14 protein-coding genes are annotated in these 15,691 nt (G+C 67.0%); 5 read left to right on the top strand and 9 right to left on the bottom strand.

The features are described 5' to 3' along the window. The first annotated feature begins 18 nt into the window (after positions 1–18). The 5 genes from A4249_RS06745 (at position 19) to A4249_RS06765 (ending at position 6,837) form a co-directional block, all read left to right on the top strand. Positions 19–2,457, top strand: coding sequence for an LPS-assembly protein LptD (locus A4249_RS06745; protein WP_066551677.1), 2,439 nt, complete (start codon positions 19–21; stop codon positions 2,455–2,457). Between the two features lie 72 nt (positions 2,458–2,529). Continuing rightward, entirely contained in the window at positions 2,530–3,897 is a 1,368-nt protein-coding gene (locus A4249_RS06750; protein ID WP_231868788.1) for a peptidylprolyl isomerase, read from the top strand. Next, positions 3,894–4,898, top strand: a complete 1,005-nt coding sequence (gene pdxA, locus A4249_RS06755; protein WP_066551678.1) for a 4-hydroxythreonine-4-phosphate dehydrogenase PdxA — start codon at positions 3,894–3,896, stop codon at positions 4,896–4,898. The genes A4249_RS06750 and pdxA overlap by 4 nt, the downstream gene beginning before the upstream one ends. Positions 4,899–4,906: 8 nt before the next feature. Beyond that, positions 4,907–5,716, top strand: coding sequence for a 16S rRNA (adenine(1518)-N(6)/adenine(1519)-N(6))-dimethyltransferase RsmA (gene rsmA / locus A4249_RS06760; protein WP_066551679.1), 810 nt, complete (start codon positions 4,907–4,909; stop codon positions 5,714–5,716). Further along, positions 5,713–6,837 (top strand): pyridoxal phosphate-dependent aminotransferase, encoded by a 1,125-nt coding sequence (locus A4249_RS06765; protein WP_066551680.1) that lies wholly within the window; start codon positions 5,713–5,715, stop codon positions 6,835–6,837. The genes rsmA and A4249_RS06765 overlap by 4 nt, the downstream gene beginning before the upstream one ends. Here the strand turns inward: A4249_RS06765 and A4249_RS06770 are convergent. The 9 genes from A4249_RS06770 to A4249_RS06810 form a co-directional block, all read right to left on the bottom strand. Beyond that, positions 6,834–8,465: an ATP-binding protein gene (locus A4249_RS06770; RefSeq protein WP_231868789.1), complete on the bottom strand. Its 1,632-nt coding sequence runs from the start codon at positions 8,463–8,465 to the stop codon at positions 6,834–6,836. The genes A4249_RS06765 and A4249_RS06770 overlap by 4 nt on opposite strands. Positions 8,466–8,780: 315 nt before the next feature. Next, positions 8,781–9,422 (bottom strand): guanylate kinase, encoded by a 642-nt coding sequence (gene gmk, locus A4249_RS06775; protein ID WP_039247959.1) that lies wholly within the window; start codon positions 9,420–9,422, stop codon positions 8,781–8,783. After that, positions 9,412–10,296, bottom strand: coding sequence for a YicC/YloC family endoribonuclease (locus tag A4249_RS06780; protein WP_066551681.1), 885 nt, complete (start codon positions 10,294–10,296; stop codon positions 9,412–9,414). The genes gmk and A4249_RS06780 overlap by 11 nt, the downstream gene beginning before the upstream one ends. Next, positions 10,293–11,453: an endolytic transglycosylase MltG gene (gene mltG / locus A4249_RS06785; RefSeq protein ID WP_066551682.1), complete on the bottom strand. Its 1,161-nt coding sequence runs from the start codon at positions 11,451–11,453 to the stop codon at positions 10,293–10,295. Before mltG ends, A4249_RS06780 begins: the two co-directional genes overlap by 4 nt. A gap of 1 nt (position 11,454) precedes the next feature. After that, positions 11,455–12,726: a beta-ketoacyl-ACP synthase II gene (fabF, locus tag A4249_RS06790; protein ID WP_066551683.1), complete on the bottom strand. Its 1,272-nt coding sequence runs from the start codon at positions 12,724–12,726 to the stop codon at positions 11,455–11,457. Between the two features lie 151 nt (positions 12,727–12,877). After that, entirely contained in the window at positions 12,878–13,117 is a 240-nt protein-coding gene (locus A4249_RS06795) for an acyl carrier protein (RefSeq protein WP_008264317.1), read from the bottom strand. Positions 13,118–13,296: 179 nt separating this feature from the next. Beyond that, the gene (gene fabG / locus A4249_RS06800; protein WP_066551684.1) at positions 13,297–14,037 is read right to left on the bottom strand and encodes a 3-oxoacyl-[acyl-carrier-protein] reductase; all 741 of its coding nucleotides are present in this window, start codon (positions 14,035–14,037) and stop codon (positions 13,297–13,299) included. A gap of 144 nt (positions 14,038–14,181) precedes the next feature. Beyond that, the gene (fabD, locus tag A4249_RS06805; RefSeq protein WP_066551685.1) at positions 14,182–15,126 is read right to left on the bottom strand and encodes an ACP S-malonyltransferase; all 945 of its coding nucleotides are present in this window, start codon (positions 15,124–15,126) and stop codon (positions 14,182–14,184) included. A gap of 129 nt (positions 15,127–15,255) precedes the next feature. Next, positions 15,256–15,684 carry a molecular chaperone DnaJ gene (locus tag A4249_RS06810; protein WP_082854090.1) on the bottom strand — a complete coding sequence of 143 codons (429 nt, stop codon included), beginning with the start codon at positions 15,682–15,684 and terminating at the stop codon, positions 15,256–15,258. Positions 15,685–15,691: the final 7 nt, after the last annotated feature.

Here is a 15,691-nt window from a genome sequence, read left to right on the forward strand (position 1 = left end):
TCAGACTACGGATGGCCTATGCAGGGTGATCGGCGCTTCGACGCTTTCAAAGCAAGGCTTCTCGCCGGTGCGGCCCTGGTCGCCTGCGCGCCCTTGGCGACGCCCGCATGGGCGCAAACGACCCCTCTAGCCGCGGCCGCGCCTTCCGACGGCCTGCCGCCCGAAGCGGTCTATGTCGATGCCGACAATGCGCGTCGCGAAGGCGACACCATCATCGTCAGCGGCACGCCCGAGAACCGCGCCTATGTCCGCACGCGGGGCCATGTGCTGCGCGGCGAGAACCTGTCCTATGATCTGAACGCCGGTTCGGCGACAGCCGAAGGCCGCGTCGAGGCCATCGCGCCCGATGGCACCGTGGTCTACGCCAGCCGTCTCGAGCTGGATGAAAATCTGGAGACCGGCGTCGCCGTGGATTTCGCCACGCGTCTGGCCAATGGCGCCAGTCTGATGGCCGCAACGGCTGTGCGTCGCAGCGAGAACGTTAGCGAACTGAACTACGCTCGCTTCACCCCCTGCCCCATCTGTGACGACGGCGGTCCCAAGACGCCGACCATCTCGATTCAGGCGGAAAAGGTGACGCAGGACGAGCAGTTGCGCGCGATCCTGTATCGCAACGCCGTCTTCTATATCGGGCCGGTGCCCGTCTTCTACACGCCCTTCTTCGCTCACCCCGATCCCTCGGTGGAGCGGGCCTCGGGCTTCCTGGTGCCCATCGTCAACTATGATGAGGGTCGCGGCGTTTCCGTCGAAGTTCCCTATCTGCACGTTGTGTCGCCGTCCGAGGACTGGCTGATCAGCCCGCAGATCAACACCAGGGTCGCACCGCTGCTGAACCTGCAATGGCGGCGACGGTTCGCCAACGGCATAGTCGTGGCGCGCGGCGGCTATACCTACGAGCGCGAGTTCGGCGACTTCGATCGGGACGGGGACGGCGACTTCGAAAGCAACGTCAAGTTCGGCGATCGCGAACACCGCAGCTATCTGTTGTCGCACGGCGAGTTTGATCCCGACGGCCCGTGGCGGTTCGGCTTCACGGCCGAGCGCACCTCGGACAAGACGTTGTTCGACCGCTATGACGTGCGCTCTCCGTATCAGGACAACGGCCTCTATTACGGCGACCGCCGTCGTCTGATCAGCCAGATCTACGCGGAACATCAGACCGATCGGTCCTATGTTTCGGTCGCGGCCTTCTCGATCCAGAGCCTGCGCCTGAACCCGGCCTTCGCCGCGACGGATTTCCGCGACGCCAACGGCTTCAAGGTGTTCGAGGACGACGACACCCTGCCCTTCGTCGCCCCGCTGATCGATGCCCGCTGGGAGCCGCGCGAACTCGTCTTCGGCGGCCGGCTGCGCCTGAAGGGTTCGGCCGTGTCTCTCTATCGCGACGCCTTCGTCGGCGCGCCGATCCTGAATCCGGAGATCGTTCCCCCTGTCACGACAGGTCTGGCCGGCGTCGACAGCCGCCGCATTACGGGTCAAGTGGAATGGCGACGGGCGATCATCCTGCCGGTCGGCATGCGGGTGGAGCCGTTCGTCGATACGCGCGTCGATCTCTATTCCATGTCCGACCTGCCGCCGATGATGGGCGTCGACAGCGACGAGACGGTGAGTCGATCTAGGTTCAGCGCGGGCGTGGACGTCACCTATCCCCTGATCAAACGCATCGCCGACGCCGACATCATCTTGGAGCCGGTGGGTCAGTTCTCGGTCTCCAACAAGGTCAGCCTGGACCGCCGTATTCCCATCGAGGACTCCCAGGTTCTGGAACTAGATGAGTCGTCGCTGTTCCGCATGGATCGCTTCTCCGGCTACGATCTGCTGGAAGGCGGCGCGCGCGTGACGGCGGGCGGTCGCGCTACGATCCGCTGGGCCGAAGGTCGTAAGGCCAGCCTGTTTGTGGGACGCAGCTATCGCTTCGACCAGCAGGACGACTTCAAGACGTCGATTCCCGATGATCCCGCGCGTCTTTATGACCCGACGGGTCTGGCCTCCGAGACCTCCGACTGGGTGGTCCAGGGCGACTTCTCGCCGTCGGATCGCATCCGCAGCTGGTTCCACGCCACGGTCGACGGTTCGGGCGAGGTGCGCCGCGCCGAAGCGGCGCTGGACGGCCGTTGGGGTCGCCGCAACCTGGCGACAGTCAGCTACATTCTGGATCAGTCGAACCCCGTCGACGGGCCGCTAAACCGCAACTACGAATTTGTCCAGCTGGCGGGTCAGCAGTTCGTCTTCCAGAACTGGGGCTTCACCATCGCCGGCATCGCCGATCTGGACCAGAACGAGATCACGCGATCCGAAGTCGGCGTGCTGTTCGACGACGACTGCCTGCGGTTCGAACTGGGCTATCGGCGCGATAACACCCGCGCACGGCCCGGCGGCCCGTCGGAAGGCATCTATGTGCGCCTAAACCTCGCCACTTTCGGAGGTTCAGGTTATGGACAGGGCGATATGCGTTGAGCATGACGCTTTACGGGGCGCGACCGCCTGCCGGCCTGGCTGGCGGACCGCTGTGAGGAATCAGGACGACCAATGGGTTTGATGCGTTATTCGACGGGGGCTGCGCTCGCGGCAGTCCTCCTCGCCGGTTCGGCCTATGCCCAGACGGCGCCCGCTCCGGCACAGACCCCCACGCCCGCGCAGGGCCCTGCGGCCGGCGCGCCGAATCCTGCGGCTGAAGAGGCGCCGACGACGGCGCGCGCCGAGCCTCAGTTCGAAATGGCCGACGGCATCGTCGCGACGGTCAACGACAAGATCATCACCGGCTATGACCTGCGTCAGCGCATGCTGATGTTGATCGCCTCGTCCCAGGTCCAGCCGACCGAGCAGAACCTGCCCGCCATTCAGCAGGCCGCCCTGAACGCCCTGATCGAGGATCGCCTCAAGGATCAGGAGATGGCCAAGTTCGAGAGTCTGAAGGTCACGGATGAGGAAATCGACGGCGAGATCGCCGAAATGGCCCGCGCCGCAGGCACGACGCCGCAGGCCTACATGCAGTTCCTGCAACAGGGCGGCATCCAGCCCGCCGCCTTCCGCGACAATCTGCGCACCCAGATCGGCTGGAGCCAGCTGATCCCGGGCCGCTTCAACAGCCGCGCCCGCGCCAGCACCCTTCAGGTCGATCAGGAAGTCCGTCGGCTGAACGAGGCGGCCTCCAAGCCCCAGTTCCTGCTCGGGGAAATCTACATCGACGCCGCGCGCGTCGGCGGCGCGCAGGCAGCCTTGAACGGCGCCCGCCAGCTGGTGCAGCAGATCATCCAGGGCGCGCCGTTCCAGGCCGTCGCCCAGCAGTTTTCCGCCGCCCCCTCGGCCAGCGCCCGCGTCCCAGGCGATGCAGGCTGGGTGGTCAAGGATTCGCTCCAGCCGGCTGTGCAGTCAGTGTTGGAACAGCTCCAGCCGGGCCAGTTGTCGAACCCCATCGTCGTCGATGGCGGCGTCTATATCCTCTACCTGCGCGACAAGCGTGACGGCGCCTCGACGAGCTTGGTTTCACTGAAACAGGTCATGGTCGAACTGCCTGAAACCGCGTCGGAAGCCGATGTCGCGGCCGCGACCGCCAAGCTGGAAGGTCTGCGCAACGGCCTGACATGCGACAACATCGTCTCCCAGGCCCGCGCGACGCAGGGCGTCCTTGGCGCTGACCTCGGCGAATCCGATGTCGCCAACCTTGCGCCCCAGTTCCAGCAGTTCGCGCGCACCGGCGAAATCGGTTCGGTCTCCACGCCGATCCGCACCCCGCTGGGCCTGCATTTGGTCGCCGTCTGCGGTCGTCGCGTCGGCGGGCCGGAAGCGCCGAACCGTCAGCAGGTCGAAAACCGTCTGCGCGCCCAGAACCTGGCCGTGCTGGAGCGCCGCTATCTGCGCGACCTGCGCAGCGACGCCCTGATCGAGTTCAAATGAGCCCAGCGGTCGCGCCTCTGGTCCTGACGCTGGGCGAACCCGCCGGCGTCGGGCCGGAGATCGTGGCCGCCGCCTGGACGGCGTTGCGCGCCGAGCCGACACCCTTCGCCGTCATCGGCGACGCCGCGCTGCTCCGAGCACAAGGCGTCCCCGTGGTTGAGGTAGGGTCTCTCGGTGACGTCGGCGGCCTATTCGGCTCCGCCCTTCCTGTCATCCATCGCCCCCTCCCCGCGCCGGTCTTGGTCGGATCGCCCGATCCGGCCAATGCCTCGGCCGTGGCGGACGGCATCGAGGAGGCGGTCAGCTTCGCCCTGTCCGGCGAGGCGTCCGGCGTCGTCACCGCCCCGATCGCCAAGGCGCCGATGTACGCCTCGGGCTTTCGCTTTCCCGGCCATACCGAGTTCATCGCCGAACTGACGGCCGATGCGCCATACGCGGGTACGCGCGGCCCGGTGATGATGCTGACGGCGCAAGACCTGCGCGCCTGCCTCGTCACAATCCACGTTGCTCTGGACCAGGTGCCCGAACTGGTCACGGCCGAACGTGTCGCCCGCACCGCCCGCGTCGTCCATGAAAGCCTGAAACGCGATTTCGCCATCCCTCGCCCGCGCCTGTCCATGGCCGCCCTAAACCCCCATGCGGGCGAAGGTGGTGCCCTGGGCCTTCAGGAACGCGACATCCTGATCCCCGTCGCCGAACAGCTTCGCGCCGAGGGCATCGATATCACCGACCCCAGACCCGCCGACACAATGTTCCATGACGAAGCGCGCGCGACCTATGACGCGGCCATCTGCATGTACCACGACCAGGCCCTGATCCCGGTCAAGACGCTGGACTTCTGGGGCGGGGTGAACGTCTCCCTCGGCCTGCCGATCATCCGCACCTCGCCCGATCACGGCACCGGCTTCGACATCGCCGGCAAGGGCGTCGCGCGTCCTGACAGCCTGATCGCCGCCATTCGCCTGGCATCGGAGATGGCGGCGGCCCGCGCCGCGCGCTAACAGGGCGTGTGACCGACCTTCCCTCCCTCCGCGAAACCCTCGACGCCCACGGCCTTTCGGCCAAGAAAAGCTTCGGCCAGCATTTCTTGCTGGACCTGAACGTCACCCGCAAGATCGTGCGCCTGGCCGGTCCGTTCGAGGGCCGCGCCGTGATCGAGGTCGGCCCCGGTCCTGGCGGCCTGACCCGCGCCCTGCTGGAATCCGACGCCGGCCCCGTGGTCCTGGTGGAAAAAGATCCGCGCTTCATTCCCTTGCTGACCGAATTGGACGACGGCTCCGGCCGCCTGACCATCGTGGAAGCCGATGCGCTGAAGGTGAAGGAGGCGGATCTGGTCTCCGGCCCGACCCATCTGGTGTCCAACCTGCCCTACAATGTCGGCACCCCCCTGCTGATCAAATGGCTGACCGGCCCGTGGCTGCCTCACTGCCTGACCCTGATGTTCCAGAAGGAAGTCGCCGAACGCGTCGCCGCAGGGCCAGGCGAAGACGCCTACGGCCGTCTGGCCGTCATCGCCCAGGCCGTCTGCACCGCCCGCATCGTCATGCATCTGCCTGCCGCCGCCTTCACCCCGCCGCCCAAGGTGGCCTCGGCCGTCGTCCATCTGGTTCCGCTGGATGAGCGGCCGTCACCGGAACGCCTGAAGAAGCTGGAACGCGTCACCGCCGCCGCCTTCGGCCAGCGCCGCAAGATGCTGCGGTCCAGCCTGAAACAGCTGGGCGGCGCCGCCCTTTGCGAGGCCGCCGGCATTGAGCCCGACGCCCGCGCCGAAACCATCGACGTCGCGGGCTTCCTGCGACTGGCGGACGCCCTTCAATGACCGTCGAACCCTTCCGCGCCATCTCCGTCAGCCGGCTGGCGCACCAGCTCAAGAGCGAAGGCCGGTCGATCATCCATATGGAGTTCGGCCAGCCCTCCACAGGCGCGCCCGCAGCCGCCATCGCGAAAGCGCATCAGGTGCTGGACGCCGACGCGATGGGCTATTGGGAAAGTCCCGATCTGCGCGCCCGCATCGCGCGCCTGTACGACGAGCGTTACGGCGTCGCTGTCGATCCCAACCGCATTCTGCTGACCTGCGGCGCCTCTCCGGCCCTGGTGCTGGCCCTCAGCACCCTGTTCAAACCCGGCAACCGGATCGCCCTGGCCCGGCCCGGTTACGTCGCCTATCGCAACACCCTGCGCGCCCTTCATCTTGAGCCGGTGGAGATCGCCTGCGGTCCCGACACCCGCTTCCAGCTGACCGCCGCCCAACTCCAGGCGCTGGATCCCGCCCCCGCCGGCGTCATCATCGCCAGCCCGGCCAATCCGACCGGCACCATCATCCCGGACGCCGAGCTGGCCGCCATCGCCGAGGTCTGCCGCGCGCGCAACATCGCCATCGTCTCGGACGAGATCTACCAGGGCCTCAGCTACGTCGGCCCGACACCCTCGATGCTGCAGTTTGCGCCGGACGCCGTGGTCATCAACAGCTTCTCCAAATACTGGAGCATGGCGGGCTGGCGCCTCGGCTGGCTGCTGGTCCCGGAAACGCAGATCGACGCCGCCCGCGCCTATATCGGCAATATGTTCCTGACCCCGCCCAGTCTCAGCCAGCATGCCGGTCTGGTCGCCATGGACGCGATCGATGAGCTGGAAGGCCATATCCAGACCTACGCCCGCAACCGCCAGCTGATGCTAGACGCTCTGCCCGCGCTGGGTCTGCGCAAGATCGCGCCCCCCGACGGCGCCTTCTACATCTGGGCTGACATCGGCCATCTGACGAACGACAGCGTGGCGTTCTGCGAGCAGTTGCTGCGCGACACCGGCGTCGCCACCGCGCCCGGCGTCGACTTCGACCCTGTCGAAGGCCACCATTTCATCCGTTTCAGCTTCGCCGTCTCGACGCCGGAGATCGAAGACGCCTTGAGCCGCCTACGCCCCTGGTTTGCAGCCTTGGCTTAGGCCGCCTTGGCCTGCGCCGCGGCCGAGGTCGCCCGGTGCAAGGCGTCGTAGAGCTTCTTCGGCTCCAGCGGCTTGGCCAACCAGTCCGTCATGCCGGCCGCATAGCAGGCCTGCACCTGTTCGGTCTCCGTGCCCGCGCTGAACCCGATCACAGGGGCGGCCGCATTGGGGCCGTCCGATGCGCGCAAGCGCCGTGTCGTTTCGTTGCCGTCAATGCCCGGCATATTCACATCCATCAGCACCACGTCAAACACCTTCTCCGACAGAAGCGCCAGCGCCAGATGACCGTCCGAGGCCGTGGTCAGATCGACATCCAGCGGCTGAAGCACGAGCGAGATCGTGCGGCGATTGATCTCGTGATCGTCCACGGCCAGGACGCGAAGCCGCCGGGCCAGAACGGGCGCCGCCGTCTCCTGCCCGTCCAAGGCCTGCGTCGGCTGACCCGCCGGCAGATCGACGCAAAGGGTAAAGGCGGCGCCCTGCCCCGGCGTGCTCTCGACCGTCAGATCGCCACCCATCAACCGCGCCAGTTCCCGACTGACGGTCAGGCCCAAGCCTGTCCCTCCGTAGGTGCGCGCGACCTCGGCGGACCCCTGGGCGAAGGGGGTGAACAGCCGACTCATCGCCTCCGGCGCGATGCCGGCCCCCTGGTCAGTGACGGTGAGGGTCAGACAATGTTTTCCATCGCCACGCGGCGCCGAGGCTTCAAGGCGGATCGCGCCTGTCGACGTGAACTTGATCGCATTGGATACCAGGTTGTTGATGATCTGGCGCAGACGATAGGGGTCTCCGCGCAGCCACACCGCCTCGCTGTCCACGCCCGACATGTCCAGCGTCAGTCCCTTGTCCGCCGCTGGCGCCGCCCAGAACCGCACCGTATCGCGCATCAAATCGCCCAGCTCGAAGTCGCGGCTTTCCATCGCCATCGCCCCGGCCTCCATCTTGGAGTGGTCCAGCAGATCGTTCAGCATGCCGGTCATCAATCGTCCGGCGTCGATGATCAGGTCGGCCGTCTCCTGGCGGTGCTCCGGCGACTTGCCATCACGAATGACATGGGCGCCGGCCAAGATGGCGCTGACGGGCGTGCGCAGTTCGTGGCTGACGATCGCCGCCATCGCCGCGCGATCGGCCATGGCCGCCTGCGCCTGCTCCAGCCGCGTTTCCGCCTCCGCCCGAGATTTCACCTCGGCTTCGCGTGATCCGTGCACCCGCCAATAGATGTTCAGCACCATGCCGACGAACAGGACCGCGGACAGCGTCATGACCACGACCCCGCGGGTATCGCCCTGGATCACCTTGATCGCCGGCATCAAGGCCAGCGCCGCCAGATAAGGGCTGCCGCCGATGAAGAAGATCCGACGCGAGGCGATGCCGGACGCGACATTGGTCAATAGCCCGCCCACCATCGTCAGGGCGGCGAGCGTCACAAGCGCTGGGTGATTGGTGGACCAGACCATCAGGGCCATCGCGGCATAGGTCGTCGCCATCACGGTGGTGGACGCCAGAGCGACGAACACGGACAGCGGGCTCTGCGACGCTTCGGCGCGTCTGAACGGCGCCATAGCCCACAGTTCGAACGCCTGAACCAGAACCGCGGCCGCCAGCCACAGCGGGACCCATCGCAGCATTCCAGCTTCGTTCATGGCCCAACCGACCTAGGCGGCCAGCAAAAGCCTGACCGGGACCTGCTTGACCCTCTCCTTGGCGCTGCTGGCCAGGAGAGGCGCGATCGAATGAAGAAAGCCCATGATACCCCCGTTCACCGCCTGACGTTAGGTCAAGAGGGCGAACAGGACGTAAACCTGAGCCATTGGGCGGCTACGGGACATTCCCTATGGCCGCGTTTACCGTCCGAAATCTTCTGGGCGGCAAAACAGCATCAGTAGCGTAGCGTTGAGTACCCCACAGCGCCGCAGGTCCCCACGGCCTGTGGCGCTGTTTTTTCAGACGGCTTCGTTCAGCAGGGCGGCTTTGTAGTCGCCGACCCAAAGGTTCCTGAACCGGCGCGAACGCTCGGCGTGATAGATGTGGGCCAGTTCAGCGTAGGACCGGTCGAAGTCCTCGTTCACCAGCACATAGTCGAAGGCGTCGCAGTGTTCGATCTCGCCCTTGGCGTTGGCCACACGGCGCTCGATCACGTCGTCGGCATCCTGTGAGCGGGTGACGAGGCGGCGACGCAGCTCTTCCAGGCTAGGCGGCAGGATGAAAACGCGCACGGCGTCCTCCGGGCATTTCTCGGCGACATCGCGTGCGCCCTGCCAGTCGATGTCGAACAGCACGTCGCGCCCTTCGGCCAGCGCCTTGTCCACCGGCCCGCGCGGGCTGCCGTAGCGATTGCCGTGGACGTCCGCCCATTCCAGGAAGGCGTCCTCGTCGATCAGGCGCTGAAACTCGTCATGGCCGACGAAGTTGTAGTCGCGCCCATGCACCTCGCCCGGCCGGATGCCGCGCGTGGTCATGGAGACCGACAGCTCCAGCCCGCCATGATCGGCCATCAACCGGCGGCACAGCGAGGTCTTGCCGGCGCCCGACGGGCTGGCGACGATCAGGAGGACGCCCCGGCGGGGGCTTCGTTCATTCGACATTCTGGACCTGCTCACGCAACTGTTCGATGACGGCCTTGAGCTCCAGGCCGATTCCGGTGAGCGCGGTCGTAGCGGATTTCGAGCACAGCGTGTTGGCCTCACGCATGAATTCTTGCATCAGGAAGTCGAGTTTCCTGCCGGCGGGCGCCGAGGCCACAAGCTGACGCGCCGAGGCGACATGGGCGGTCAGCCGATCCAGCTCCTCGCGCACGTCGGCCTTGGTCGCAAGGGCGGCCGCTTCCAGGAAGATCCGATCCTCAAGCCCCGGCGCATCGGGCGCCAGTTCGGAGATTCGACGGGTGAAGCGATCGCGGATAGCCTCGACCTGCGCCGCCGCCTCACCTTCCGCCTGGGCGACCAGCGCCTCGATCCGAGCGATGAATTCGTCCAGCACCGGCGTCAGTTGCGCGCCCTCGTTCTGGCGTGACGCCTTCAGCGCATCCAGCGCCTCTTCGACCGTGCGGGTCATGGCCGCCTCGACAGCCGCCCGCGCCTCGGGATCGTCCGCCTCTTCGGGCGCCTCGATCACACCGCGCAGGGCCAGCAGGCCGTCGGCGGACGGCGGCGTTGCGCCGTCTTCAGCCAGTTCGTTCGCCAGCGTCAGATAGCGCGCAAGCACGGCGGCGTTAATTGTGACTGCCGCCTCGCCGGCGTCGGCTCGCTTGGCCTGAACGCCGATGGTGACTTGGCCCCGCGCGAACCGCGCCTGGCCAGCCGCCTTGGCCGCGCGCTCCAGCCCGTCGAAACCGTTTGGCCCACGGAATCGGACCTCCAGATTGCGCCCGTTGACCGAGCGCGCCTCGACCGACCAGGTCCAGCCCTCGCCGGCCCCGTCGGCCCGGCCAAAGCCGGTCATGCCAGAAAGCGTGCTCATCGGGGCCCCTGCGTCGCGCCGGCGGGAAGCGTGATCGTCGCTTGGCCGTTTTCGACCGAAGTGGCGGTCGGCTCGCTCGTCATCGGCGCAGGACTGGTTCCCGGCGTGGCGGGCGGCGTCGCTTCCGGCGGCAGGCCCGCCTTTTGGCGCTCGATCTGACGCCACCGCGCGACGTTTTGCAGATGCTCGTCATAGGTCAGGGCGAAGGCGTGTCCGCCGGACCCATCGGCCACGAAGAACAGGGCCGGGTCTGCTGGCGGGTTCAACACCGCCTTGACCGCCTCCTTGCCCGGATTGGCGATCGGCGTCGGCGGCAGCCCGTTGATCTGGTACGTGTTCCACGGCGCCGGGGCCAGCAACTCCGAGCGCCGGATGCCCCGACCCAGCGGCCGACCCTTCGTCACGCCGTAGACGATGGTCGGATCGCTCTCCAGCCGCATCCCCGCCCGCAGACGGTTCGAGAACACCGCCGCCACGCGCGGCCGTTCCGCCGCCAGCGCGGTCTCCTTCTCCACGATGGAGGCCAGGATCACAGCCTCTTGCGGCGTGCGCGCCACGGTCGCGGGCGACCTCTGGCTCCACAGCAGGCGCAGGTTCTCGGTCGCCGCGCGCTGCATCCGGTCGATCACCGACTGGCGCGTGTCGCCGCGCGAAACCTCATAGGTGTCAGGCCACAGGCTGCCTTCCTCGGGCGTTTCGGCGATCGTCCCAGTCAGCACGGCCTCCTTGTTCAGGATGTCCACCGCCTGCAACGACGACCAGCCCTCCGGCAGGGTCACGAAATGGCGCACTACCCGCCCCTCGACCAGCAGGTTCAGCACCCCGGCCAAGGACGTGCCGGACGGCACCTCGTATTCGCCGGCCCTCAACCGACGATCCGCGCCCGTCAGGGTCGCCGCCGCACGGAACAGGTCCGTCGAACGGATCACACCCGCCGCCTTCATCCGCGCGGCGATGGCTGAGACGCCGGACCCGCTGGGCAGGGTGACGACCGTCGTCTGGCCCTGCCGCGCGGACGGTCCCGGCGCATAATAGACCGCCCAGACGGCGATCAGCGCCACCAGCAGGAACAGGCCGAAGGTCGCGGACGCCGTCAGCAGCGAGACCGTAAAGCCCGACCGCCCGCTGGATTTCTCGACCCGCCCGCGCCCGAACATCTCAGTCGACCTTCTTGAAGATCACCGAGGCGTTGGTGCCTCCGAAGCCGAAGCTGTTGGACATGGCCACATCGATCTTCATCGGCTTGGCGGTGTTGGGGACCAGGTCGATGGGCGTCTCCATCTCGGGATCGTCCAAATTGATCGTCGGCGGCGCGATTTGATCGCGGATCGCCAGCACGCAGAAGGCCGCCTCGATGGCGCCCGCCGCGCCCAGCAGGTGTCCGGTCATCGACTTGGTCGAAGAGACGGTCAGGTTCTGCGCATGATCGCCGACCAACCCCTCGATCCCCTTCAGCTCGATCCAGTCGGCCATGGTCGAGGTGCCGTGGGCGTTGACGTAGTCCAGGTCTGACGGTTGAAGACCGGCCCGCTTCAGCGCCGCCTTCATGGCCCGCACCCCGCCTTCGCCGTCCTCGGACGGGGCGGTGATGTGATAGGCGTCGCCGCTCATGCCATAGCCCACGACCTCGGCGTAGATATTGGCCCCGCGCGCCTTGGCGTGTTCGTATTCTTCCAGCACCAGGATGCCAGCGCCTTCGCCCATGACGAAGCCCGCATGGCCCCGATCATAGGGACGCGACGCCTTCTCGGGCGTGTCGTTATAGGCGGTGCAAAGCGCCTTGCAGGCCAGAAAGCCCGCGATGCCGATCGGCACGACCGAGCTTTCGGCCCCGCCCGCCACCATCACGTCCGCGTCGTCCAGCGCGATCATCCGCGCCGCATCGCCGATGGCGTGGGCGCCGGTGGCGCAGGCGGTCACCGCCGCATGGTTCGGCCCCTTCAGGCCGTGGCGGATCGAGATCTGGCCGCCGGCGAGGTTGATCAGGGCGCTGGGGATGAAGAAGGGGCTGACGCGACGCACGCCCTGCTCCTTCAGCACGATCGCCGTGTCGGCGATGGGGCCCAGGCCGCCGATGCCGGAGCCCACCATCACGCCGGTGCGCTCCTTGTCCTCGTCTGTCTCGGGCTTCCAGTTGGCATCGGCCAGGGCCTCGTCCGCCGCTGCGATGGCGTACAAAATGAAATCATCGACACGCTTCCTGTCCTTGGCGGACATGATCTTCTCGGGATCGAAGTCGCCCTCGCCGCCGCCGCCGCGTCCATCCACGCTTGGCACTTCGCCGGCGATGGTGCAGCCATAACCCGTAGTGTCGAACGACGTGATCGGGCCGATGCCCGAGCGTCCCTCGACGATGCCTTTCCAGCTCTTCTCGACGCCCCAACCCAGGGGGGTCAGCAGACCGATGCCCGTAACGACGACGCGGCGCATGTGGCGCGCTCCCTTATCTCCAGCCCGACCCTTCGGAATCATTGCGGATTCGCGCGGGTCAGAAACAGTAAAGGCCGCCGGGCGTCTCCGCTAGGAGCGCCGGGCGGCCCTGTGAACCGTCAGCCTGTTCGGCCGAGATCGGCGACTGAGATCAGCCGGCCGACTTTTCGTCGATGAACTTGACCGCATCGCCGACCGTCTGGATGTGCTCGGCGGCGTCATCCGGGATCTCGATGTCGAATTCTTCTTCGAAGGCCATCACCAGCTCGACGTTGTCGAGCGAGTCGGCGCCCAGGTCGTCGATGAAGCTGGCCTTTTCGGTGACCTTGTCCGGATCGGCGTCCAGATGGTCGATGACGATCTTGCGAACGCGCTCGAGGGTGTCGGACATGAGTGTCTCTCTGCCTGTTTGAAATCGCCGTAGAGGCGGGGGTAGCTCAGAAATCGCCGTCTCACGGCAGCGATGGCGACGCAAGCCCGAAAGCCCGAACCGCCGACGCATTCAACCCTTTAGCACAGGCTTTCGGGCTGGAAATAGTCTGTTGCGCGACGTGATAAGGGCCGCGGTCCTTAAATCATCGCCATGCCGCCGTTCACATGCAGGGTCTGGCCCGTCACATAGGCGGCTTCGTCGGACGACAGATAGACGGCGGCGGCGGCGATCTCGTCGCCCGAACCCAGCCGGCCCGCCGGAATCCGGCCCAGAATGGTCTCGCGCTGCTGATCGTTCAGCACGTCGGTCATCGGCGAGGCGATGAAGCCCGGCGCGATGCAGTTGACGGTGATGCCGCGCGAGCCGACCTCCTGCGCCAGTGACTTGGAAAAGCCGATCATCCCGGCCTTGGACGCCGAATAGTTGGTCTGGCCCGGATTGCCGGTCACGCCGACGACCGAGGTGACGCCGATGATTCGCCCCGAGCGTCGCTTCATCATCCCCTTCACCGCCGCGCGGGTCAGGCGGAAATAGCTTTCCAGGTTGACGGTCAGGACCGACTGGAAATCCGCGTCCTTCATCCGCATCAGCAGGCCGTCCTTGGTGATGCCCGCATTGGCCACCAGGATGTCCAATGGCGATCCCGCCGCCGCCTCGGCCGCCGCGACCAGATTGTCGACCGATTCCGGGTCCGACAGGTTCGCCGTGGCGAAATGCGCCCGCTCACCCAGTTCCTTGGCCAGATCCGCCAGCACCGCCTCGCGCGTGCCCGACAACACCACGGTCGCGCCCTGAGCGTGCAGCGCCCGCGCCACCGCCCCGCCGATACCGCCCGTCGCGCCGGTCACCAGAGCGGTCTTGCCTGCAAGATTGAACATCTGTTCCCTCTATTCCTTCCGTCATCCTCGGGCTTGACCCGAGGATCAGGCACCGTGCGGCGCCAATGTCGATAATGGCGCTCAGACGCCGAAGTGCGGACCGTCCGATCCTCGGGTCAAGCCCGAGGATGACGACCTGGGGCTTCACACCGATTTCGCGAACGCTTCCAGATCTTCCGGCGTATTGAGCGGCAGGGCCTCAGCGTCCGGCGCGATCCGCTTGGCCATGCCGGTCAGCACCTTGCCCGAGCCGATCTCGACAAAGCGCGTCACGCCGCCTTCGGTCGCCATCCATTCCATGCTCTCGCGCCAGCGCACCCGGCCGGTGACCTGTTCGACCAGCAGGCGGCGGATGACTTCCGGATCGCTCTCGGGCCGCGCCAGGACGTTGGCGACGACGGGCACGACCGGCGCGACGATCTTCGCCTCGGCCAAGGCGGCGGCCATCTCGTCGGCGGCCGGCTGCATCAGCGGGCAGTGGAAGGGCGCCGAGACGTTCAGCGGGATCGCCCGCGCGCCCAGTTCCTTGGCCTTCTCGATGGCCCGGTCCACTGCGGACTTGTCGCCAGAGATGACGATGTTGCCGTTGTTGTTGTCATTGGCGACCACGCAGACTCCGATTTCCGAACCGGCCGCCGCCGCCGCTTCCGCCAGCGCCAGATCGGTCTTGGGTCCAATCAGCGAGGCCATCGCCCCATGGCCCACCGGAACCGCGCGCTGCATCGCTTGGCCGCGCAGCTTCAGCAGCCGCGCCGTGTCCGACAGCGAGATCGCCCCCGCCGCCGCCAGGGCCGAATATTCGCCCAGCGAGTGACCCGCGACATACGCCGCGCTCGCCACGTCAAAGCCGAACTCGGCCTTCAACGCCCGGATCGCCGCCACGGACACCGCCATGAGCGCGGGCTGGGCGTTCTCGGTCAGGGTCAGTTGATCCTCGGGGCCTTCGCGCATCAGCACCGACAGCTTTTGTCCTAGCGCCTCGTCCACCTCGGCGAAGACGTCGCGGGCGGATTGGAAAGCGTCCGCCAGTTGCGCCCCCATGCCGACGGCCTGGCTGCCCTGCCCCGGAAACAGAAGTGCGAGGGTCATCGACCGCTCCCTGAATCATTGATCAAGAGCGCGGACCCGTAAGCCCAGACTTACCCGAGGGCAAGCGGAGGTGGTGGGTGCCTGTGCGTCGGACCAATTTCACCACCGCAGATGCTGCCCTGAGTCCGCCTAGCGGCACCGGCATTTTGCGAGCAGCCGATCGCGCGCGGCGTTGACGCGCGTCGCCAGCCCCTCCGTGCCGCCCTGGTCTGGGTGCGCGCGGGCCATGGCGCGTTTCCATGCCGAACGGATTTCGGCCTCGGTCGCGGCTGGCCCGACGCCCAGCACGGCGCGGGCGTCAGCCTCGCTGATGGGTTCGGATCTCACGATTGGTCGGAGGCGGGAGGACCAGGCCAGATAGAGTCCTGCCCCGGCCAGCGCCGCCGCCGTCAGCCACGATCCACGAAACGCCGCCAGCGCGCCGCCCGCCAGCAGAACCGCGCCCAATAAGGTCGCCGTCACACGCCAGTGGCCCCGTCCGCGTCGCTCGGTCTGCCGGCCCAGCCGCACCAGCGCCCAGACGGCGATCGCCGCCAGAGCCAGCCAGATCAACCCCATCAGGCGA

This window comes from Brevundimonas sp. GW460-12-10-14-LB2 (assembly GCF_001636925.1).
Classification (GTDB): domain Bacteria; phylum Pseudomonadota; class Alphaproteobacteria; order Caulobacterales; family Caulobacteraceae; genus Brevundimonas; species Brevundimonas vesicularis.